11 protein-coding genes are annotated in these 24,966 nt (G+C 55.1%); 9 read left to right on the forward strand and 2 right to left on the reverse strand.

The window, feature by feature from the left end:
* The 7 genes from F8561_RS22310 to F8561_RS22340 form a co-directional block, all read left to right on the forward strand.
* The coding region (locus F8561_RS22310) for an Ig-like domain-containing protein (protein ID WP_226778116.1) at positions 1–3,838 on the forward strand (3,838 nt) is incomplete at its 5' end.
* A 116-nt stretch (positions 3,839–3,954) separates the two neighbouring features.
* A complete protein-coding gene (locus F8561_RS22315) occupies positions 3,955–8,973 on the forward strand; it encodes an Ig-like domain-containing protein (protein ID WP_151887962.1) in 5,019 nt (1,672 codons plus the stop codon).
* Between the two features lie 46 nt (positions 8,974–9,019).
* Positions 9,020–9,928 carry an OmpA family protein gene (locus F8561_RS22320; protein ID WP_047744052.1) on the forward strand — a complete coding sequence of 303 codons (909 nt, stop codon included), beginning with the start codon at positions 9,020–9,022 and terminating at the stop codon, positions 9,926–9,928.
* A 216-nt stretch (positions 9,929–10,144) separates the two neighbouring features.
* Positions 10,145–12,427, forward strand: a complete 2,283-nt coding sequence (locus F8561_RS22325; protein WP_044865901.1) for a type I secretion system permease/ATPase — start codon at positions 10,145–10,147, stop codon at positions 12,425–12,427.
* Complete coding sequence (locus F8561_RS22330) at positions 12,424–13,659, forward strand: HlyD family type I secretion periplasmic adaptor subunit (RefSeq protein WP_020885110.1); 1,236 nt, start codon at positions 12,424–12,426, stop codon at positions 13,657–13,659. Before F8561_RS22325 ends, F8561_RS22330 begins: the two co-directional genes overlap by 4 nt.
* A 6-nt stretch (positions 13,660–13,665) precedes the next feature.
* Positions 13,666–15,165, forward strand: coding sequence for a TolC family protein (locus F8561_RS22335; RefSeq protein WP_151887963.1), 1,500 nt, complete (start codon positions 13,666–13,668; stop codon positions 15,163–15,165).
* A gap of 47 nt (positions 15,166–15,212) precedes the next feature.
* Positions 15,213–15,911 carry a response regulator transcription factor gene (locus F8561_RS22340; RefSeq protein WP_050737430.1) on the forward strand — a complete coding sequence of 233 codons (699 nt, stop codon included), beginning with the start codon at positions 15,213–15,215 and terminating at the stop codon, positions 15,909–15,911.
* 57 nt (positions 15,912–15,968) lie between these two features.
* Here the strand turns inward: F8561_RS22340 and F8561_RS22345 are convergent, their stop codons facing one another.
* Complete coding sequence (locus F8561_RS22345) at positions 15,969–18,923, reverse strand: transporter substrate-binding domain-containing protein (RefSeq protein WP_151887964.1); 2,955 nt, start codon at positions 18,921–18,923, stop codon at positions 15,969–15,971.
* Between the two features lie 481 nt (positions 18,924–19,404).
* Between F8561_RS22345 and F8561_RS22350 the strand changes: the two genes are divergently transcribed.
* Complete coding sequence (locus F8561_RS22350; RefSeq protein ID WP_025204756.1) at positions 19,405–20,679, forward strand: tetratricopeptide repeat protein; 1,275 nt, start codon at positions 19,405–19,407, stop codon at positions 20,677–20,679.
* A 66-nt stretch (positions 20,680–20,745) separates the two neighbouring features.
* Here F8561_RS22350 and F8561_RS22355 read toward each other — a convergent pair whose 3' ends face one another.
* Entirely contained in the window at positions 20,746–21,096 is a 351-nt protein-coding gene (locus F8561_RS22355) for a Biofilm associated protein A (protein ID WP_134178892.1), read from the reverse strand.
* Between the two features lie 226 nt (positions 21,097–21,322).
* Between F8561_RS22355 and F8561_RS22360 the strand changes: the two genes are divergently transcribed.
* A complete protein-coding gene (locus F8561_RS22360; RefSeq protein ID WP_151887965.1) occupies positions 21,323–24,871 on the forward strand; it encodes a response regulator in 3,549 nt (1,182 codons plus the stop codon).
* The last annotated feature ends 95 nt before the right edge of the window (positions 24,872–24,966 follow it).

Raw genomic sequence — 24,966 nt, forward strand, 5'->3', positions numbered from 1 at the left:
GGAAGGCGAACATGAAGCGGTGGTGGTCATTACCGATCCGGCAGGCAACGCCAGCGAACCGTCCGATCCTATTGATTTTGTCGTCGATCTCACCCCGCCGGAAAAACCGGTGATTGGTGAGGTGGAAGATGACGTCGGTCCGGTGGTTGGCCCAATCAATGACGGTGACACCACTGACGACACGCTGCCTGTATTCCGCGGTGAAAACGGCACGCCGGGCGACACCGTTGAGCTGATCATCGACGATAAAGTCGTGGGTACCGCGGTRGTGGGKGCAGACGGTAAATGGGCAGTGACGCCGGAAAAYCCACTGGCTGAAGGCCAGCACRASGCGGTGGTGGTGATCACCGATCCGGCAGGCAACGCCAGCGAGCCGTCCGATCCGATCGGCTTTATCGTCGACCTGACTGCGCCGGAAAAACCGGTGATCGGTGACGTGGAAGATGACGTCGGCCCGATCACTGGCCCGATTAACGATGGCGATGTCACCGATGATACTCAGCCGGTATTCAGCGGCGGCGGTGCCGTGCCTGGCGAAACCGTTGAACTGATTATCGACGATGAAGTGGTGGGCACTGCGATTGTGGGTGAAGACGGCAACTGGGAAGTGACGCCAGAAAAACCGCTGCCGGAAGGCGAACATGAAGCGGTGGTGGTCATTACCGATCCGGCAGGCAACGCCAGCGAACCGTCGGATCCGATCGGCTTTATCGTTGACACCACGCCACCGGCACAACCGACCATCGATACCGTTTTCGATAACGTTGGCGACAGAACCGGCAACCTGGCGGCAGGTGAAACCACCGATGACAACACGCCAACCTTCAGCGGTACGGCTGAAGAAAATAGCCTCGTTTACATCATCGTCAACGAGAAAGTGGTGGATTCCGTGCGCGCCACTGAAACCGGCTCCTGGACCTGGGAACCGTCTCCGGGGTTGGCTAACGGTCCGTATAACATCCGCGTTGTTGCGGAGGATCAGGCTGGCCTGCGCTCTGAGTCGTCTGAGGACTTTAACTTTAACGTGCAGGTGGGCGGAGTCCCTACAGCGCCGGCAATTACCGATGTGATTGACGATGTTGAGTCTCACACCGGCACCGTACAGCAAAACGGTACCACCAACGACGACCGCCCAACTCTCGTGGGGACCGGTCAGGACGGTACCACCGTTTACCTGTACGACGGCGCGAACCCGGACCCGATCGGCAGTGCAGTGGTAACGGGTGGACAGTGGAAAATTGAATTTAGTACGCCGCTGGCGCAGGGCGAGCACCGCTTCCGTGCGGTAGCGGAAGATGCTACCGGCAACCGTAGCCCGGAAACGGGCGAGTGGGTCATCAACATTGATTCCGTCGCACCGGGCGAGGCGACAGACGTTGAACTGTGGGACGACTTCGGCACGCCGGGGATTATTGCCGACAACGGTACGACCGATGACAACACCCCGACCTACCGGGGTAAAGGTGAAGCGGGCGGTACGGCGATTATCGACCTGGGCGATGGCACCACCGTGCGTGTACCGGTTGATGGCAGCGGCAACTGGAGCTACACCCCGGCACCTGCACTGGCTGACGGCGACTACACCTGGCAAGTCTCAATTGAAGACAAGGCCGGCAACGTCGGACCTGCATCCGACCCTATCCACTTCATCGTGGATACCAGCGGAAACGGGATTTCGATTAGCCACGTTGTGGATGATGAAGGTGGCATTCAGGGCAACCTGGCCAGCGGCAGCCACACTGATGACACGACGCCAACCGTTGTGGGCCACGCTACGCCTGGTGCCATTGTGAAAGTCTACGTTGACGGAAACCTGGTTGACAGCGTGGTGGCCGATCCGACCACGGGTCAATGGCAGTACACCGTCAACCCGGCGCTGTCGGCGGATCGCACATATCAGATCACCGCCAGTGAAAACACCGGCACCGGTGACGGTCCACAAACCGCACCGTTTGAACTGACGCTCGATACCCGCATTCCGACCGGCACCCTGGACGGTATAGCGGATGATGTCGGCCTGGTTCAGGGCGACCTGGCGAACCCGTCTGTGACCGACGATACCACCCCGACTCTGCGCGGTACCGGTGTGGCGGGCGACGTCGTGTTTATTTACGACGGCACGACTCTGATTGACTCCGTCACCGTTGGCCCTGGCGGCAACTGGAACTACACGTTACCGCCGCAGAATAACGGTACAGAGCTGGATATGAACGTGGTGTTCCAGAGCCCAACGGGCGTCAGAAGCGCACCGAGTGATTCGTGGAAAATCACCATTGATACCGAAGCGCCAACGGCCAGTGCGGTGGCTGACGGCCTGAGCAAAGACTCCGGCGTGAGCGAGGCGGACTTCATCACCAATAACAGCGGCCCTGGCAGCCTGGTCACTGGCCATCTCTCGGCTGCGCTGGACGCGGGCGACAAAGTCCTTGTCTCCGTTGATGGCGGCGCGACCTGGCAGGAAGCGCTGGTCGACGGCGATAAGTGGGCCTATGTGGACACGCAGGGCCACAGCGCTGACTGGACCATTTTGACCCGTGTTGTTGATGCGGCAGGTAACTACACCGAGTCGTCACAGAACGTGGTGGTGGATCAGGTTGCACCGGACGCCCCGACCGACGTGGTGCGGAGCGGTAACGATGTCACCGTCACGCTGCCGGGCAGCAACGTGACGGCGGGTGATTCGGTTCTGGTGAAGGTCGGAGATGTCTCTGTCACGCACACGCTGACGGCAGCGGATATCGCGAACGGTAATGTGACGCTGAGCCTGCCACCGGGCGGTTTTACCGATATTCCGGTCGGGGCAGCCATTGTGGACGCGGCGGGTAACAGCTCGGACTACCGTACCAGCGACTTCACCAGCACCAACAACTTTGAATCAGCTGATGAGTTTACGGCGATCAATGCGGGCCAGTGGGTGCACGGAATGCGTTTCTCACACACGACGGATACCAGTACGGCTGACTACGAATTCGACAGACAGACCATCGGGGCGGGAAGCACAAGCAGCTTGTACCTGTTCAGTTCATCAGCAGATGGCGGGATGGAAGCCAGCATGTTTGTCGACTTCCAGTATGGCGCCAAAACCGTCGATTTCGATTTCAACCCGAGATTTGCGGGTCCGTCTACGGTGGTGACGTTCTATGACATCAACGGCAATGTGATTGGTTCTCAGCCTGTGAACGCGCCGATCAGCAACCGTAACGTCCATGTGTCGTTCACAGGCCAGGAGGATACGCCGGTTTACCGGATGGAAATTCACCATCAGGAGCAGCCGGGCAGCACCGGATTTGGTTTCAGTATCGATAACCTGGTGGTGAGCGGCACGGCGAAAACCGTCACGCCGGGTGAATTCCTGGCGGATAACCAGGGCGATGTCTGGTATGGCGACGCGGCGGACAACCTCTATCAGGTGAGTGACGTGGCCAGCCTGACCGACGCGGTGATCCAGGGGGGAGAAGGGACGGACACGCTGAAGTTGTTGGGTGCGGATCAGCATCTCGATATGAGCGCGCTGACCAACAAAATCCAGTCAATGGAAGTGTTCGATATTACGGGAACAGGCAACAACACCCTGACGCTGAGCGCGGGCGATGTGCTGGAAAACGCCACACAGAACCTGTTCCACGATAACGACTTCAACCAGTTGATGGTGAAGGGCGATGCAGGCGATCGGGTCAATCTCAGCGACCTGTTGCCAAACGATATAGACCCGGGCAACTGGACAAACGGTGGCACGGTTAACGTTGGCGGAGTGGAGTATCAGTCCTTCCAGATGGAAAGCCTGAATACCGAAATCCTCGTTCAGATGGGAGTGACGGTCACGCTGCAAAACCACTAATTGATATCAGGAAACGGAGGCGACTTTAAGGCGCCTCCGGAAAGTAAAAACGTTTAGCCGTTTTTTTAATCCAGGGATTTTCCCGAACATAAACAGAATATAGTTGGATATTGAGTATGAAAAAGACCATCGCTTCTAACAACAATACTGAGCCAAACATCGCTGCTATGGCGACACTGCCGCCGCTGCCGACCGACGTTTTACTGTGGAACGATTACCAGTTCCCGCGTGAAATTAACAATAACGATATCAGCGAAGATAACACCCCGACTATTAGCGGTAAGGGTGAGCCGGGCATGACGGCTGTGATCGACCTCGGTGACGGGCAGAGCGTTCGCGTTCCCGTCAATGCAGAAGGTAACTGGAGCTGGACGCCTGCCCCTGCGCTGGCGGACGGAACCTATAGCTGGTCTGTGGCGCTGGAAGATGCTGCGGGTAACCGTGGTGAAGCCACCGCGCCAGTGACCTTTATCGTCGACACCGTGGGTAATGCGGTATCCATCAGCCACGCGGAAGATAATACCGGCACGTTGACCAACCCGCTGGCCAGCGGTAGCAGCACGGATGACCTTAACCCGGTTATCGTGGGGACGGCAACGCCTGGCTCTCTGGTGACGCTGTATGTTGACGGGGAAGCGGTGGGTTCGATGACTGCCGACCCAACGACCGGTGCGTGGGCCATTGAGATCAACCCTGCGCTGGAGTCGGGTAAAACCTATGAAATTACGGCAGGGGAATACAGCGGTCCTGGTGAAATTCCACCTCCGACACGTCCATTCCTGCTGACCATCGATACCGTAGTTCCGACCGGGACGTTCGATCGCGTATCGGATGACGTTGGTCGTTATCAGGGTGACCTGCCGAATCCGGCGGTGACGGATGACACCACGCCAACCCTGCACGGTACGGGCCGCCCAGGTGACATTGTTTTCGTACGTAATGGCAGCGACATTATTAGCTCTGTAACCGTGGGCACTGATGGCCGCTGGGAATATACCCTGCCTGAACAAACGAACGGTGCCGCGCTGGATGTGAGTGTGGTATTCCGTGGCCCAACGGGCGTTGAAAGTGCGCCAACCGATCCCTGGAAGCTGGTGATTGACACCGAAGCGCCAGTGAAACCGATCATTGGTGACGTTGAAGACGATCAGGGTCCGGTTATCGGCCCAATTAATAACGGCGATGTGACCGATGATACCCAGCCGGTATTCAGCGGCGAAGGCGCTGTGCCGGGTGAAACCGTAGAACTGATCATCGACGATGAAGTGGTAGGTACCGCGATCGTGGGTGAAGACGGTAAATGGGAAGTCACACCCGAAAACCCACTGGCAGAAGGCGAGCATGAAGCCGTGGTGGTCATCACCGATCCCGCGGGTAACACCAGCGAACCGTCCGATCCAATCGAGTTTATCGTCGACACCACGCCGCCGACCAAACCGACTATCGACACCGTCTTTGACGACGCGGGTCAGCAAACAGGTTATCTGCAAAACGGCGATATCACTGACGACAGCACCCCGACCTTTGCGGGTTCTGCCGAAGAGAACAGCCTGGTGTACATCATCGTCAATGGCCGTGAAGTTGCTTCCGTTCGCGCCACCGATGAAGGTACCTGGACCTGGACACCGCCGCTGGGGCTGGCGAACGGTCATTATGACGTGAAAGTGGTCGCCGAAGACAAAGCGGGTCTGCGTTCGGATCCTTCTGATGCGTTCTCCTTTGACCTGCTGGCGGGCGGTATTCCAACGGCTCCGGCAATCACCGATGTGATTGACGATGTCGAATCACACGTCGGCACGGTACAGAACGGTGGCATTACGAATGACGATCGTCCGGTTATTACCGGTACCGCGCAGGACGGCACCACCGTCTATCTGTACGACGGCGCGAACCCGAACCCTATCGGCAGCGCGGTGGTCACCGGTGGACGCTGGACCATTGAGTTTGATTCGGCGCTGGCGCAGGGCGAGCACCGCTTCCGCGCGGTCGCAGAAGATGTGACCGGCAACCGCAGCCCGGAGACCGGCGAGTGGGTCATTATTGTGGACTCCGTCGCACCAGGCGAAGCGGCTGACGTGGAACTGTGGGACGACTTCGGTACGCCAGGTCTGATTGGTAACAACGACACCACCGATGACAACACCCCAACCTACCGTGGTAAAGGTGAAGCGGGCGGTACCGCTATTATCGATCTCGGTAATGGCACTACCGTGCGCGTTCCTGTCGATGGCAGCGGTAACTGGAGCTACACTCCGGCTCCTGCGCTGGCGGACGGCGACTACACCTGGAAAGTCTCGATTGAAGACAAAGCGGGTAACGTCGGCCCTGCGTCTGACCCGATCCACTTCATCGTGGACACCAGCGGTAACGGCGTATCCATCAGCCACGTCGTGGATGATGAAGGTGCCAATACCGGCAATCTGGGCAGCGGCAGCCACACCGATGACACGACCCCAACGGTTGTGGGCCGCGCGACGCCGGGCGCACTGGTGAAGGTGTACGTTGACGGCAATTATATCGATAGCGTACGTGCGGATGCGGTAACCGGTAGCTGGCAGCTGACCATCACCCCTGCGCTGAGCACGGATGGGACATATCAGATCACCGCGACGGAAGATCCGGGAACGGGTGACAGTGCGCCTACCGCACCGTTTGAGCTGACGCTGGACACCAGCATTCCGACAGGGACGCTGGATCGCATCGCTGACGATGTAGGCCTGGTGCAGGGCGACCTGGCGAACCCGGCGGTGACCGATGACACCACGCCAACGCTGCACGGTACTGGCCGTGCGGGCGACACCGTGTTCATTTACGACGGCACCACGCTTGTTAATTCTGTGACCGTAGGCAATGACGGCACCTGGAACTACACGCTGCCACCGCAGAACAACGGCGCCGAGCTGTCTCTGAGCGCGGTCTTCCAGAGCCCGACCGGTGTCAAAAGCGCACCAACCGCGCCGTGGGATCTGACGATTGATACTGACGCACCAACGGCACCGACCATTACCGGCATGTATGACGATGCGGGTACGCTGATTGCGGATGGCGGCCGTTCACGCGACACCACGCCAGAACTGCGCGGTACGGCTGAGAAAAACAGCCTGGTGAAAATCTATGGCCCGGACAGCAAAACGCCAATCGCTTCGGTGTATGCCGATGCGGACGGTAACTGGACGTGGACATCGCCTGCGCTGGCAGATGCGAAACATGACTTCTACGTGACGTCACAGGATGCGGCGGGCAACGTCTCTGGCGAATCCAACCACTACGGTCTGGAAGTGGATACCCGCGCTGCAGTTCCGATCATTCTGGGGGCGTACGATGACGTGGAAGGCGGCATCTATAACGGCCTGGTGCCAGACGGTGGGCTGAGCAACGACGGCAATATGCAGCTGCGCGGAACCGCTGAGCCAAACAGCGTCGTGTATATCTACAACGCGTATAACAACGCGGTGCTGGATACGGTGAAAACTGATGCGAAAGGTAACTGGACCTGGGAGCATGCGGTTGCTGACACGGCTGCCGGTCGTCCGCATATGTTCTACACCATTGCGAAAGACGATCTGGGTAACGTGTCGGGTAAATCTGAGACCTATTCGATCAACGTGGATACGGTGAACAACGCACCGGTTATCCTCGGCTCTTTCGACGATGTTCAGGGCGGTGTCTATAACGGCCTGGTGGGCAACGGTGGCGTAACCAACGACCGTGGCCTGGATTTACGCGGGACAGCGGAAGCGGGCAGCGTGGTGTATATCATCGACCCGGCAACTGGTGGGACTTATGGCTCGGCGGTTGCGGCTGCGAATGGCGCATGGTCATACCCAGTGACGACCAACTACAACAAGCTGTATGAATTCCAGGCTTATTCAATCGACAGGGCCGGAAACCGTTCGGCTACCTCGTCGAAATTTGGGATCACTGTAGATACCGTCAACGCCGCGCCGGTGATCACCAGCGTAACGGATAACGTCGGTCCGGTAACGGGCAACGTGGCCAACGCGGGTTCAACGGATGACAACACGCCGACGCTGAACGGTACCGCTGAAGCAGGTAGCACAGTGTACATCGCGGTGAACGGTTCTACGTACAGTGTTACCGCCGCCGCTAACGGCAGCTGGAGCTTAACGCCGTCTGCACTGCCGTTGGGGAACCACACGTTTAGCGTGTTCTCTATCGATAAAGCAGGGAACCAGAGTGCGGGTGTTTCACGCAGCCTGACAGTGGTTTCTCCGAAATCGAGCGGGTTCGAAGATTTTAACACTGTACCGTTCCAGAACTTTGGAAAGGGTCTGGTCACACTGCCAAGTGGTCTGAAATTTACGTTAAACGATAAATATTACCCTGGTTATGGTGCGGCGATTTATCAGTGGGGCGTTTCATCCACCAGTCGTGTATTAGCAATGACTGGCGACATCACCATGCATTTTGACGGGGTAAATGCTGTCAGCATGAAACTTTCTGGTGCGAACGATTCCGTCCAGTCTAGCGTTGTGAAGTCAACATACACCGTTTACGACACGGCAGGGAAAGTGATCTCTTCAGGATATCTGCCAGTTGGTGAGTCAACCTTCTCTGTTAATGCCCCGTCGGGACGTGAGATTGGAAATATCGTGTTCAGTATGGGGCGTGGTGCAAGCAGTGGTTTGTCGGGTGGCGGTAACACCATCAATACCGATCAGTACTGGATTGATGATGTCCGCTGGACAGTGAACACACCGCGCTCAGCATCCAGAAGCATGATGATGAACGCTGAAGAGCAGCATGACGATAACGCCAGTGTTGTCAGCACCCTGAACGATCGTGAGATTAACCTGGATAATCTCCAGCACAAGACGATTGATATTACCAACAGCAAGCAGGACAAGCTGAATATCAGTCTGCACGACGTGCTGACCCATGCTGAAAAAGACCTGTTTATCACCGATGGCAATAAACAGCTGATGGTGCAGGGTAATAAAGGCGACGTGGTAAACCTGAGCGATCTGCTGCCTGACAACAGCGACCCGGGCAACTGGACCAACGCCGGTAACGTGAAGGTATCAGGCGTCGAGTACCAGGTATTCCACATGGAAAGCCAGGATGTCGAGTTGCTGGTACAAGCTGGCGTAACCGTCAACGTGAATAATCACTAACTTAAACTTTTCCAGGCCTCCTTTCGGGGAGGCCTCTGGAGGATTTATGACTTTTTTCAAGACCTCTTTATTTGCGGCGCTGTTTACCTCCTCCGCATTTTTCATGCACACCGCCACCGCTGCGGAGAATTTTGGCAAGGCGTATCAGCCTGTTGCACCCGTCGCTCAGACTCAGGCGCAAATTGTTTACTACCGTGACGCCAGTAACAGCACCGGCGGGGCGGCACATATTTATGTGGATAATGAATTCCACGATGCACTGCTGCCTGGCGGTTATACCGTTTTTTGTCTGGCACCGGGCAAGCATAATCTCGGCGCATACCAGAACGATGCACCGCAGTATCGTGGCAAAGAACAGGGTTACAACGTCGAAATGAACGGCGGACAAACCTATTTCGTGCGCGTCAGCCACACGATGAATGCCGTGCCGGAAGCCCGTACGCGCGAGCAGGCGGAGAAGGATTTATCGGGGCTGCGCGAGCAGACCCATGTGCTTTCTCGCGCATCCAGCGTGGAAGCCTGTAAGACTCTGGCCGCGCCTCAGTACAAAGATTACACCCTGTCTGGCGATATTATGTTCCGCTTTGGACAGTCCGGGGAAAAGGGCGTTTCCGCTCAGGGCCGCCAGGCGGTGAAAGACCTGGTGGCGACAATAAAACGTGAAAACGTCGAGCTGAAACAAATTCAGGTGATTGGCCATACGGATGCTATCGGCAGCGATCGTAGCAACTACGCGCTGGGGCTGAAGCGCGCGCAGACGGTACGTACGATGCTGGCAGAAAATGGCCTTCCGGCGCGTTTGATGGTGGCGTCCAGCGTCGGCAGTAACGAGCCGGTTGTTAATGACTGTGCCGCGTCCGGCAAGCGTGAGTTGGTTTCCTGCTATGCGCCAAACCGCCGCGTTGTTGTGCGTGTAAGCGGCGATCAGAACGTGACTGCACCTGAGCAAAAATAATCTTGCGTCCTGCCTTCCCGCAATGGGAGGGCATTCTCTTTTCCCTCGTGTATCCCTCATCAAACCTGTTTCGTGACAAAAAATAACCCGTTCCATTGAGACAGGTCTCATTAATTTAAGACTGTTCCGCGTGACAGAATATTCTTAATTTAAACCAATAAATCAATTTAATTCATTGATTTAAATATAAATAATCAATCAGGAAAAACGCGAAATATGGAATCCTCAACTGCAAATTTTCAGGAGGAACAGCTGCTTGCCGCCGCTCGCGATAACCGACAAAGTGATGATTCCCTGCTCAGAAGTATTGCCTGGGTGTGTGAGCATTATGGTCTCGGTAAAAGCGATGATGTTTTGCTGGCGGGTCTGCCTGTCGAACAACTCCTCACTCCCTCTTTAGCGCTTGATGCGCTCAAAAATGCCGGTGTGACCGGAGGGCTCATCAAGCGTAATAGCGCAGAACTGCCGGAGCAGATCTTCCCGATGATTTTGCTGCGTAAGGGTGCTGGCGGGATGGTGCTGCTGGGACGCGAGCGTCGTAAAAATGCCGAAGACAAATGGGATCTGTTCTATTCCCTGGTCATGCCGGATGTCTCTGACGAGCCGGTTGAACTGAATCATGAAGCGCTTAACGAGCTGTATGTTGGCTACGCGATCGCGGCTAAACCGACTGCGCGTATTGACAGTCGGGTTAGCGATATCGCGCCGCCGCAGCCGAAAGGCCACTGGCTGTTCAGTACGCTGTGGCGCTACCGTCGTTACTATCGTAGCGCCGCGCTGGCGTCGGTGCTGGTGAACGTGCTCGCGCTGGCCACCGTGTTCTTTACCATGAACGTTTATGACCGCGTGATCCCTAACCAGGCGTTTACCACGCTCTGGTCGCTGGCGATTGGCGTGCTGGTGGCAATGATTTTTGAAGCCGTAACCCGTAGCGTGCGTGCTCACCTGCTGGATACCGCAGGAAAAAAAGCGGATCTGATTGTCGGCAGCGTGCTGTTTCGTCAGGCGCTGGCGGTGAAAATGGAGCATAAGCCCGCCTCTTCTGGCTCTTTTGCCAACCAGCTGCGCGAATTCGAATCCGTGCGTGATTTTGTCTCATCCGCGACGCTTGCAACCATTGCCGACCTGCCGTTCGTTCTGCTGTTTATTGGCATTATCTTCGCCATCGGCGGCCCGCTGGCGATTGTCCCGCTGCTGATGCTGCCAATGATCCTGCTGGTCAGTATGGCCATTCAGTGGCCGCTGGCCAAAGTGATGAAAGCCAGCCTGCAGGAAGCATCGCTGAAGCAGGGCGTCCTGATTGAATCCATCGAAGGGATGGAAACGCTGAAATCCGTGGGGGGCGAGTCCTGGATGCAGAGCCGCTGGCAAAAGTTCAGCGCCATGCAATCGTCCAGCTCGGCGGCGTCTAAGCACTACTCTACGCTGGCGATGAACTCGGTGAGTTTCCTGCAACAGCTGCAGACGGTCATGCTGATTGTCACCGGCGTGTACCTGATTGATGCCGGCACCCTGACGCAGGGCGCGTTAATCGGTACGGTCATGCTGGCCGGCCGTGTGACCGCGCCGTTAAGCCAGGTCGTCGGTTTAGCCGTGCGTTATCAGCAGGCCAAAGCTGCGCTGACTTCGCTGAACAAGCTGATGGAGAACCCAACCGATCGCAGCAGTGAGATTGACTACATCAAACAGCCTGAGTTGAACGGTGATATCGAGCTTAAAGGCATTACCTTCTCTTATCCGGCGCCGCCCATGCAGCCAAACCCGGATATCCTCAAAGGCGTGAATCTGACGATAAAACCGGGCGAGCGTGTGGCGATCGTCGGGAAAATCGGCAGCGGTAAATCCACGCTGCTGCGCATCATTGCCCGCCTTTACACGCCGGTGAAAGGGCAGATTTTCAGTAGCGGTCTGGACGTGAATCAAATTGAGCCGTCTGACTGGCGAAACAACGTAGGGTTTGTGGGGCAGGATGCACGTCTGTTTTACGGCACATTGCGCGAAAACATCATGATTGGCCGTCAGAATGCGTCGTCTGATGAGTTTCTTAAGGTACTGCGTTTAACCGGGCTGGACCACATTGCCGCGCGCCACCCGCGTGGCATTCATATGCCCGTTGGCGAGCAGGGCAACAGTTTGTCCGGCGGCCAGCGTCAGCTGGTTTCCCTGGCGCGAACGCTGTTGGCGCGTCCTAACCTGCTGCTGCTGGATGAACCGACCAGCGCGATGGATGCGCAGACCGAAGCCCTGTTCCTGCAACACCTGAAAATCGCGACTGCCGGACACACGCTGGTTGTTGTCACCCATCGCCCGTCGCTGCTGGCGCTGGTGGACAGAATGGTGATTATTGAGGACGGCAAAATCGTCGCGGATGGTCCAAAACAGCAGATTCTGGCTGCGCTCAACGGCACGCCAAAAGCGCAACCTGAGCAGACGCCCGCTAACGACAGTACGCCAGCGCAAGCTGTGCCAGTAAAAGAGCAGGCGGAGGCCAGCGCATGAAATTTCTAAAACAGAAGAAAAATAAACCGCTCTCAGCGCGTGATGCCGCCTGGATGAGCGATATCCAGGAGGCGCTGTTCTCCCAGACCACGCCAAAATCGCGACTGGTGTTATGGCTCATCCTGGCGGTGTTCATCGGCTTCTTAACCTGGGCGCATTTCGCCAAAGTGGAAGAGATCACCAAGGGTGATGCGAAGATCGTCTCAAAAAGTCGCGAACAGATTATCCAGAGCCTCGAGGGCGGGATACTCGAAGAGTTGAACGTCCGTGAGGGCGATATCGTTGAACCGGGGCAGGTATTGCTGAAAATCGACCCGACGCGTGCGCAATCGAGTTATCAGGAGACGCTGCGCAAGGTGGTGGCACTGGAAGCGACCGTTAACCGCCTGCGTGCAGAAGCGTATGGTCTGCCGCTGACCTTTAGCGACCGCGTGAAAAAGTATCCTTCTGAGGTCGAGCTGGAAACCCGCGCTTACAACAGCCGTAAGCAAGCGCTGGAAGAGGGCGTGGCTTCGCTTGAGAAGAGCTATCGTCTGGCGCAAAACGAAATTGCCATGTCTGAGCCGCTGGCGGCACGCGGCCTGCTTTCCGAAGTAGAGTTGCTGCGCATGCGCCGTCAGGCAAACGACCTGCAATCGCAGATTGTTGAGCGCCGCAACCGCTATCAGGCGGATGCCAACGCCGACCTGATCCGTCAGGAGCTGGATCTGGTGCAGGCTGAAGAGAGTCTGACCGGTCGCGAAGATATTGTGAACCGCACAACCATTACCGCTCTGGTAAAAGGCACGGTCAAAAATGTGCGGGTTACCACTATTGGCGGGGTTATTCAGCCTGGTGAACACATCATGGAGATCGTGCCGCTGGAAGATCAGCTGCTGGTGGAAGGGAAGATCAAACCGTCTGACGTGGCCTTCCTGCATGCAGGTTTGCCTGCCATGGTGAAAATCACCGCTTACGATTTTGCAATCTACGGCGGCCTGAAGGGGCAAGTGTCTCTCGTCAGTCCGGATACGTTAAAAGATGACGCTAAAGCTGCGGCGGGCCGTCCTGATGATACGTATTACCGGGTGATGGTCTTAACCGACAGCAGTACCCTCAAAGCAGGGGATAAAGCCCTGCCGATTATTCCCGGCATGATTGCGACCGTGGAAATTCGTACGGGCGAAAAAACCATTCTCGATTACCTGCTGAAACCTATTTTCAAAGCGAAAGAAGCCTTCCGGGAGCGTTAATTTACGATGAAAAAGTATTCTCCAGTACAGCGTCGCCTGGCGGCGACGCTGACGGTACTCTCTTGCCTGATTTCAGGGAAAAGTGTCGCCAGTAGCGAGGGCTTATTAGCCTTTCAACCTGTCGCTCCGCAGGCAAAATCCGGCATGGTGATGGCCTCCACCCCGCCTGCACCTCTCGCGCCACGGGTGGCGCAGAAAAGCGCGGTGGATAACCATGCTACTAGCACAACCCACACCGCGTTTGCGAAAAGCAACGCGACAAACGTTGACCAGCAGACCGCCCGTGCGCCTGGCGAGAATGAAATCCGTCTGCTCTTTAATGATGCGGTCAATACTGCACTGGGTATGAGCCCTGAGGTTCGTGGCGCGCAGTTCAATACCGAGGCGGCACAGGCCAACGTTGATGAAGCGAAAGGGCAACGCTGGCCGCAGGTGGATGTCGGGACGCGTTCAAAAAGCGTCCAGTTCGGTGGCGGAGAACGGGGCTACAGCGACAGTCGTCCGGCGGTGACCGTGAATGTCGCAACCACATTGCTCGATTTTGGTCGTACCAGCAACACCATTAAAAGCCGTGAAGCGCTGCATCTGGCCGCGAAAGAGAATACGGGCGCACAGGCGGAAAACATTGCCTGGCAGGTCAGTAGTGCACTCATTGAGTTGAGTAAGCAGCGCCAGATCATTGTTCTCAGCCAAAAGTACGTGGCGCGTATGAATGAACTGGTCGAAATGCTGGACGGCATTGTGAAGGTTGACCAGGGGCGTCGCAGTGAACTGACGCAGGCCAGAGGGCGATTTTTACAGGCGCAATCTTCTTTAGATACGGCCATATCGCGCGCGCGTGATACGGAAATCATCCTCAACCGCCTGCTGGGGGATACGCCCGTTCCTCTGCCAACTGCAGCGGTGTGGAACCTGAAGCCAGGGGAGCTGAACAAGCAGTTATCCGCCATTGAAAGCCATCCTACCATTCGACAGGCGCAGGCAGAGACCGCATCAGCACTGGCGGATGCAGAAGCGGCGCGCTCTGCCGCCTACCCAACGGTGACGTGGAACGTTGGCAAAAGTACCGGGCGCGATGAACTGGGACGTGAACAGGCGTGGGAAACCAATGTAAACTTAAGCTGGCCGATTTTCCGGGGCGGTTCACAGCGGGCCGCTGAGCTTTCTGCCGCACGCCGTGCAGATGCCAGCAGAGAGGCCATTGAACAGCAATCCCGCGATCTGGATAACCGGGTACGTGCTGCCGATCAGGATGCCCATAGCATGCTGGAGCGCGCGGAGTTGTATCATAACTTATCGATTGAATCCGATCGTATTCGTCATGATTTCTTCGATCAGTGGTATCACCTCGGTCGACGTACTCTGTTAGATGTGTTGAGTGCAGAAAGTGATTTTTACGGCAATCAGGTCGCGGAAGTGACTAACCGTTTTGATGGCTATTCCGCTATTTTTCGTAGCTATGCCAGTTCCGGTACTTTATTGTTATGGTTACGGAATAATAATTAAGTCTTTTTTAAAGATGGCTCACACTGCAGGCATAAAAGAGAATATGTATGAACCCGTTTTCAGGTAAAAAAATATACGTCGCTTTACTCGACGATCACCCGATTGTCCGTAAGGGGATGGAAATTATATTTAGCCAGGAGCCTGATTTCGAACTAAAAGGCAGCTTTGCCACTCGTATCGAACTCATGAATTTTTTACGCAACAACCGTGTTGATGTGTTGGTTCTTGACTATTTGCTTGGTGATGAAGAGATCGACGGTTTACCGATGATCAAACAGCTCATGAGCACCTTCCCGTGGCTGAAAATTCTGCTTTCCTCCACGCTGGAAAACACGGCGATTGTGCGCATGGCGTTAAAAATCGGCGTGCGCGGGCATGTCGGTAAAAGCCGTGATTTATCGGAAGTGGTGAATGCGGCGCGCCAGGTCGCGGCGGGGCGTATCTCCCTCTCAGAAAGCATGGAGAAAGAGTTCTACCTGATTTCCGAGCCTTGTGCAGACACGAAATCGGGTTCAGAGGGTGACAACGCGCCGCAGGTGATTGAGGGCATTGGCCGCCTGGATCAGCTGTCTCCTAAGGAGCTTGAGGTGCTGCGACTCTTTACCGGTGGAATGTCTGTCCTGCAGATTTCAGAGAAATTCAATCGTAGTCGTAAGACGGTCAGCGGTCAGAAGAAATCGGCCATGAAAAAGCTGGGCGTGAAAACGGACTCTGAACTGTTTCTTTGGCACGACCAACTGCTTTAATCCCATTACAACCGATTCATTCGAGACATTATCAGGAGCCTTTTACAGGCTCCTTTTTTATTTCAGTGAGACGGTATCGTCCGATGCTTTGTGCTCAATGGGATGAATATTTCGCAGTGCAGCCGCAAGATGATTGATTGAGCAGGGCTTAAACAGGCAATCATTCATACCAGCCTGTAAACAACGCGCCGTGATCTCATGCATGGCATTGGCGGTAAAGCCGATAATCCAGGCCGCGGCCCTGTGCTGTTCCTGTTCGCGCGTGCGGATTATGTGAGTAAGCTGATAACCATTCATGCCGGGCATGTTGCAGTCGGTAATGATCACGTCGAAATCTGTTTTTTCCCAGATAGCCAGTGCCTCATTTCCCTCTGACGCAAGATACGCATGCTGTCCTAACCAGGCCAACTGTTTAGCCAGCAGGATCCGGTTGGCAGGGTTATCGTCCACGACCAGGATCTTCAGGGCCGGAATTTTGTCTTCGTCTTCGTGCTGCTGGACATCCACGGCCGCCGCCGTTTTTACTTTCGGCAGTGTAAAGGTTGCTCTCACCGTGGTGCCCACGTTTTTCTCACTGGTCAGCATAAGCGTGCCGCCCATGCTTTCGCAGATGGTCCGGCTGATATAAAGGCCCAGCCCCGTTCCTGCGCGGCGGTTGTCTGCCTGACTAAAGGGCCTGAACAAGGCTGCCTGCTGGCTGGCATCGATCCCCACGCCGCTGTCCTTGACGTCAATGATGTAGTGAACGCTGTCATTTACCGGGTCTTCAGCCTGCTGCAGCGTCAGTGATACGCCGCCGACGTCGGTAAACTTAATGGCATTACTTAACAGGTTCGACAGAACCTGCTTGATGCGTAAGGGGTCGGCACAGACATCGATTATGGGTTCCGTCGGGAACGCGCGAGTGAGCTCGATATTTTTCTCAATGGCCACGCCCTGGAAAACCCGCATCATATTGTTAATCAGCGTAGCGAGGTTCGTGGCTTCAGGATTGAAATCGAGATGCCCCCCCTCAATACGGGAAATATCCAGAATATCGCCAATTAATCCCACCAGTCCTTCTGCCGATTCATACGCCACCTCGAGCGCCTGAATATCTTGCTCACCACGGCGTCCTTTTTTCAGCACGATATCCAGCATGCCAATAATGGCATTCATCGGCGTGCGGATTTCATGACTCATGGTCGACAGGAAGACGGATTTTGCGCGGTTAGAATCCTCGGCCCTGTCTTTGGCTTCCTTAAGTTCAACCAGCAGCGCTTCACGCTCGGTGATGACCTCGCGTAATTGCACAAGCTGGGTGTTCATCTGACGACGAAGTGCCGCTTTACGCGCGATCTGTCGACGCAGGTAGAGTGCCCAACCCAGGGCCAGAATAATTAAGACGGCGCTAAAGACGGCAGTGGCAATCAACACTTCCCGATAGCGATACCAGAAGCTGTCGACAACCACCAGTTCGTTGGGCCGCCAGCGGTTGGCCAGATTTTCCAGCTCAACAGGGGGAATACTCAGCAATATTTTATCTAAAATCCCCTGAAGTTCCGGATTGGACAGCCCGACCCCGAAAGAGATCCAGACAGGGGCGTCACCCACAATCGACACCACTTTGAGTTTGTCCTGAAAGTTGGTGAAGATTTGATAGTCACTCATGATCAGAATACCCACTGCGGCATCCGCTTTTCCCTCAAGTACGGTGGAAAGCAGCTGTGATTCATTGCCCACGTGAACAATTTCAATTTCCGGGTAACGCTGGCGCACCATACTTTCCACACCAATGTTTTTTACCATCGCCAGCCGTTTTCCACGCAGGTCTGCCAGCATATGAATGTCGTTACGATTTGTCGCTGTTGCCAGGGAAAAGGCGCTCCGCAGATAGGGGCGGGTGAAAAGAATTTTATTTTTACGCGCTTCACTGGGGGTGATTGAGGCGAGCATATCCGCGCTTGACTCGTTCACCTGTTGAATCAGTTCCTCGGTGGTGCTGCCCGTTTCAAAACGAAACTGTAAACCGGTTCTGAGCGACACAACGGAAAACAGATCGGCGGCAATACCGCGCAGCACACCTTTATTATCAATAAATGAGACCGGGGCTGCATTGTCCTGGCTGTAGATCAGAACGTTAACGATGGGATGTTTCTTGATCCACGCTTTCTCTTGCTCGGTAAAGAGAAGAGATTTCGACCCCTGTGCGAGATCAATCCGATCGGGCTGCCAGAGACGGTAAAGCTCCTGCTTTTCATCTTCTGGCACGGCCTTGATTGCGGCATTAATCAGTGTGAGCAGTTGTGGTTTTTTTTGGCTGACGGCAAACCCCACTTCACGGCTGGTCAGGCGTGAGAATCGCTCAACATGAATATTGTTCAGGTAGTTGCGGCTGAGCGAGTAACTGTTGCCCAGGTAAACCCGCGACTGACCAAACGCCACCGCGCTCAACGCTTCCTGATAACTGTCGAACAGGCGAAAACGGGCGTTAGGGTAGGCGGCCTGAGCCTGTGACAGGGGCAAATAGTCTCTCGGCATTGCGACGTCGGTATCACGCAGATCCTCTGCCAGAGGGGCGGTATCGCTATCGTTGAGCCCCAGCACCGGTTTATCGCTGGCATAGGGTAAAGAAAAGGCAAAGGCATCGTTATCCGGGAAGGCGGCTACGGACGGGATCAGGTCAATATCGCCACGTGCCAGCGCCTGCCACGCCTCTTCAGAGGAGCTAAACACTTTTATCTTAACCGGTAGGTTAAGTTGCCAGGCGACCAGTCCCGTATAATCCGCGCTCAAACCTTCATACTCATTGCGAATGTTACGCATGCCAAACGGTGGGGCATCATAATGGGTCACGCCCACGTTCAGTTGTCGTTGTTGTTTAATAAACGCGGCTTGATCGGCGGTAAGAGATAAACGCTGTAATCCCTGGACCGGTGTTCTCATCAGGATCTTATATTCATCGCCTATCGCTGAAGGCATTGAAAGCGAGAGTAAAACCAGCAGCACAAAAAGGCGAAAATAGTGACGCATATCTCTTTAACTGACTCCTGAAGACGAAGTGAGCCTGGGAATATCTTCCCCGGACATCGGGTGTGCTGTGAATGAAACATCATAAACAACCTGTACGGGCTAGCCCATAACTTACTGTATAGCCGATGAAAAGGCATCCTTCATGCCTGACCTCAGTAATACCGGGGTCGAATTATACCGATGTCATCCTCATTTATGTGTGCGCAGTATGATGAAACAGACGATAAAGGGTGATAAGACCTGACTTGGTTATTTTTTTTAATGAAATAACATCTCATTATAAACGGTGATGGTATTAATTAAGTTGCTGTAAAATACTCAGCTTAAGTGAAATTGAATAAGAGGCGGAAATCGCTTTTTACCTGCCAGTACCGGGGCTGTACTCTCTTCAGGGAATATCAAGACGGGTCTTATCGTGAGCCACCCGTAACAATGAAAAAATCGGCTTAATTTTTCTGATTAAATAATTGAGCGGATTTTTATGCGCCCGGTACCTCAACGTCGACCTGTTAACCACGCCGCAATAAGCCAGCAGTTACATTCCCTGGCGGAGATTTATCGCCAGTCTATGGCTGACGGGGATTACGCCAGCGCCTCGCGCTGCTGTGAAAAAGCCCTGGCCGTATTGCCCAAAAATATGTCAGTGCAAAGTGACTATGCGCTAAGCCTGATGCGTCAGGGAAAGTACGATCAGGCGTATAAAGTGTATCGTAAAATATACCAGTCGCCGCAGCGTCATGAAGCCTCTGAAACCTGGCTGGATGGTTTTGCTGAACTGTGTGGGCACATGGGCAAAACCCAGGAGATGCGCACCTATGGCCTTGAGTCGTTGACGCTGTCGGATCAACGCTTTGGTCACGGCAAATGCTGGCCGCTTCCCTCAACGCCGCCGCGTCCTTTTGATGCCACGCAGCGCGAAAAAAATATTATCGCCTTCAGCCTGTTCGGCGATCGGCCGCGCTATTGCGAAACGCTGATTAAAAACATTGAAGCCGCAAACTCGCTGTTTCCTGGCTGGTGCTGCCGTGTGTATCTGGATAATTCTGTGCCGCAGCACGTCTGGCAACGTCTGCAGGCGGGCGGTGCTCAACTGGTCGATATGAGCCACGAAAAAACCATCTATCCCACGTTATGGCGTTTTCTGGTGATGGACGACCCGACGGTTGAGCGGTTTTTAGTTCGTGATGCCGACTCGTTGCTCTCCGAACGCGAGCAGGTTTGTGTCGAGGCGTGGCTACGTTCGCCCTGGTACTTTCACCATATGCGTGATTATTTCACGCATACCGAGTTGTTACTCGCCGGGATGTGGGCTGGATGTGGCGGCATCTTCCCGAACGTTGCAAGAATGATGCGTGAGTTTGTCGTGCAGTACCGGGGCAATGCGCGCTTCACTGACCAGTATTTCCTGAAGGCAGTGCTGTGGTCCACCGTGCGGCAAAGTCTGCTTAGCCATGATGCTATTTTTGGTTTTCATCATGCCGAACCCTGGCCGGCGCATCCTCCTGTTCGCTGGAAGGCAGAACACTTCCACGTCGGGAGCAATGCCGGGTTTACGATCATGGCCGGGCCAAGCCATAAACAAGACGGGGAAAAGCAGGCTGTGCTGCTGAAAATGGACGGTAATGCCTGGCGGTATACGGCACCCGTGCAGCAGGGGCAGTGGAAACTGCCGATGCCTTTTTTTCTTGCCGAGGGATTTCGTCAGGGAGACGTTAAGGTCGAGATAGTGAACGACGACGATCGTCAGGGGAGCTGAGACAGATTGCGGGACTCCCGGAAACGCAGCGTCCCGCGTGTCGCCAGGACCGCAGGACGCCTGCATTTACATATTATTGAGGGCGACCTGCATACCGACCTGAACCAGCAGTTCCGTTTCCATACCTGAATGCTGATATACGGCATATTGCACGCCATCGACAGTTACTGAGCCCCGGGCTTTCGTCCATTCACCCATTTCCGCGCCTTCGGGAAGAAGGTCCGAGAGGTTAATTTCATCCCCTGCATCACCTTTTATCATCAGTTGCTGGCTGTTATCGTCGGCAAAAAGACGCGCTTCATTCTGAATTAAAACGTCGTCGAGCGTTATTTCCAGCACCACCGGAAATGGCGTATCGCGGTCCCCATCCGTGAGGGCCTCTGGCGCGATATCGCGATTATCAATATTGTTGTTCATCACGGATTAACCTGTTCAAACGTAAAAAAGTACTTTCCTGGTAAAGTGGAGGAGAAATTTTTACCGGGACGGAACAGGCGCGACAATAAGTCCGGTCTTATACTGTCGGGATCTTGTCTGCCACTGAGGTATCTGCGCAGAACAAGACAAAGCTTACTCAGGGTAAGCCGGGTCATCGATATAATTTTATTTTCCAGCATGTTTTATTCAGGGAACGACTCGTACGATGCGTTTTTTATCAGCCCGGCTATTGAGCCTGCTTCTTACCGTGTGTTGTGTAGGGCAACTGCACGCCCAGCCACTGGAACTGCAGCGTCGCGTTCAGGTTAACGCGCCGCATGTCCAGTTCAGTGAGGCGGCGCAACGCTGGCTGGACAGCCATTCCACGCTGCATGTGGGGGTTTGGGGGCAGGAGCAACCGCCGTTAAGCGAAGGGATGGGCCATGGCGTCTTTGGCGGCATTGCCGCTGATTACCTGGCAATGCTGGAAGACAGCCTGAAGGTAAAAATTAAGCTGCATTACTACGAAAACAGCAGTGAAGCGTTACTCGCGCTGAAGCGCCAGGAAATACAGATGGTGGCTATCTGGAATCCGGAACTGTGGCCAAGCCCGGACCTGCAAGCCTCACCGCCCTGGCTGCTGGATAAAGCGGTTTTGATGACCCCAAAATCACAGGGTGAAACGCCTGTCGATCTGCGAAATAAAGTGATTGGCGTCGTCTCAGGAAGCCAGGCCAGTGAAGCGCTTCGCCGCCAGTATCCGGACAGCACCCTGCGCTTCCAGTCGTGGTATAACACCGCCGTCAGCGCGCTGGCCTTTAAGCAAATCGATGCGCTGTGGATTAACCGGGCCAGTGCGGAATATCTTACGCAATACCATCAGGTCAGAGACCTGAGCTGGACGTTCAGCCCGACGATACCTAATCTGAACATGAGTTTTGGTATCGACCGACAGCTACCGCTGCTGGCGGAATCCATCGATACCGTATTTAAACATATCTCGTTAGCCAGCCGTTTACGCATTGCGACCAGCTGGGGCCTGAACCGGAGCTTTGTGATCACCGCCAATCCACTGGGGTTAGATCCCGAGGAGGAAAGCTGGCTACGCGAGCACGGGCAAATTCAGGTCATTATTGACCGCCGTCAAAGGCCTGTCATGTTTGTCAGCGAAGGTGAACCTCAGGGGCTGGTGGTCGATCTGCTTAACCAGTTTAACGACCAGTACGGCATTCGCTTTTCCTTCCTCAGCATTGAAAGCGATGCTGAACTTCTGGCAATGAAGCGCGCTCACCCTGACGCACTGTTTGTTGAACAGGTTATCGATACGCCGCAGCAGACCAAAAGCGGTGCAGCGAAAACGCCTCCGCTGCTTACCACGCCCGCCGTGGTGGTGATGGATCAGGGCATCAAGCGCCCCAGTGATTTCTCACAGTTGAAAGGCGAGAAAATTGCCATTCAGGCGAATGACCCGCTGTTGCCCTGGCTGGACACCTGGTATCCCACCATTAAGCTGGTGAACGTTCCGCATATGGACGACGCCCTTGAACGCTTAAAACGTGGAGAAGTCCGTGGGGTGATTGCACCGCAGTTTATTGCCAGTTATCTCGTGACTCTCCACCATCCAACCCGTTTTCATCTGGCGGTGACCCTTCCTGTGACGCCCGTCGATCTGGTGTTGTCGGCGCAAACGGACAGCAGCCAGCCGATCAATATCCTGAACAAAGCGCTGGCCGATATGCAGCCACGGGCACTGATGCAAATGGCGGGTGACTGGCGTCAGGCGGCGATAGAAAACAGTGAAACCTGGAATAAAAGCACGTTCGTGAACTCCCTGCTGTGGGGCATATTGCTCTTTCTGGTCGTGGTGGGCTGCTGGCTGTGGATCCAGTATTTGCGCCGTGCATTACGCCGCGGCAACGTCTGGCAGCAGAAGCTGGCTGAGCAGCTGAAATTTACCCAATCACTGATAGACGCCTCTCCTGTTGCGCTCTATGTCCGCGATCGTCAGGGGAATTTACTGCGTTATAACCAGGCCTGGAGCGATACTATTGGCCTGTCAGGGCAGGATCTGAAAGGTCTGCCGATCACCGCCATCAATACGGTTGAGCCTTCAGAGCTGGCGGCGATCGAAGCCCGCTATCGCCAGGCATTGCAGGATGGTCAACCGCAGAAATGGTCCGCCAGGTTTCAGGTGGGTGAGCAGCCACGATACTTGCAGGGGTGGGTCGTGCCGTGGCATGACGGGCAGGGCGAGATTGGCGGGTTAATTGGCGGCTGGCTGGATATCACCGAAAAAGAGCTGTTGATTGCTCAACTCTCTGAAACAAAAAGTAATCTTGAGCAGGCGATTGCCAGTAAAAATGCCTTTATGCTGAGCATGGGGCATGAGGTTCGCACACCGCTTAACGTGATTACGGGTCTTCTGGAACTGGAACTTCAGGCGCTGGACGAGCGCCATGAACGCAACGAGAATCTGAACCTCATCTGGGAGTCCTCCCTTAATCTGCTTTCGTTAATTGGCGACATGTTCGATGTTTTCCGTGCCGATAACCCGCAACTGCTCGGCTTAACGCGCAGCACGAACCTGCCGCAGCTGATTGACAGCACGGTCGCCCTCTATCGTCAGCAGGCAGAAGCGAAAGGCATGAGCCTGAACGTACTGATCGAGCTTTCAGCGCAACGCTACGATACCGATCCGCTGTTAATTATCCGCATTCTGTCGAGCCTCCTGCGCAATGCCATCAAGCATGCTGACGGCGATGCCATTGATATCGAGGTGTATGAGGGAACCCGTGACCCACAGGTTGAAAGCGTCCGGCTGGTGATTGAGGTGTGCGATGGGGGGCCGGGGATTTCTGAAGGAACCCAGGCACAAATCATCGAACGCGCGAACAAGGTGACGCTTAAATCTGAGTGGACCGATACCGGCTTTAGTTTGCCCGCCTGTCTGCATATGGCGCGCGCTGCCGGGGCGGAGGTGCGCATTGAGAGCGAGCCGCACGAAGGATGTGTGGTGAGTTTCCTCTTTAATGCGACACCCTCAGCGAAAATAGCCCTGCATCATCCGGCACCGGACAGCGTAGCCAGTCTGCACATCCTGGTTGTGGATGATTATCCTCCCGCGCGTCAGACCTTACAGCAGCGACTCGAATCATGGGGACACCGCGTCTCTTTGGCCACGCAAGGAGAAGAGGCGCTGGCAATGTGGAAAGCGCAGCCAGCGCGTTATGCCGCCATTATTACTGACTGTACTATGCCGGTTATGGATGGTTACGAACTGACCCGGCAGATCCGTGAGCATGAACGACGGGAAGGGCGTAAGGCGATCCCCATTTTTGGCCTGACGGCCATGAGCGGCACAGAAGCGGCCGCAAGCTGTATTAATGCCGGGATGGATGAATATCTGGAAAAACCGCTAACGCCGCAAAAATTGCAGGAGATGCTGGAGCGGTATTTCGCCAGTGCCGGAAAGACGGACGCCACCGTTGACGATAAAACACGCCAGCTTCAGCTCGAAATGATCGCCGTGAATCATGACGACGCCGAACACCTTAAACAGCGACTTGAACAGCGAGAGCGCGACAAGGTTGGCCGCATGGCGCACCGGATTAACGGCGGTGCGCGGTTGATGAATTTTACCTCGCTGAAAGAGGCCTGTGAGGCGCTGGAACTCGCCTGCAACAACGAACAAGGCTGGGAATCCATTGAACCGTTGGTCAGTCGTGTGCTGGAAGAGATGGAACGGTTTAACGCGTGGCTGGAACGCCAGGCGTGAGACGTCAGCAAGAGGGAATGTTGCGGCATAACGGCGATACCAGGGCAAATATCCTGCACCCTGACGCTGATTGGATATACTTCATGTGGCAGGTT

Source organism: Enterobacter sp. 198, from assembly GCF_009025585.1.
GTDB lineage: Bacteria > Pseudomonadota > Gammaproteobacteria > Enterobacterales > Enterobacteriaceae > Enterobacter > Enterobacter ludwigii.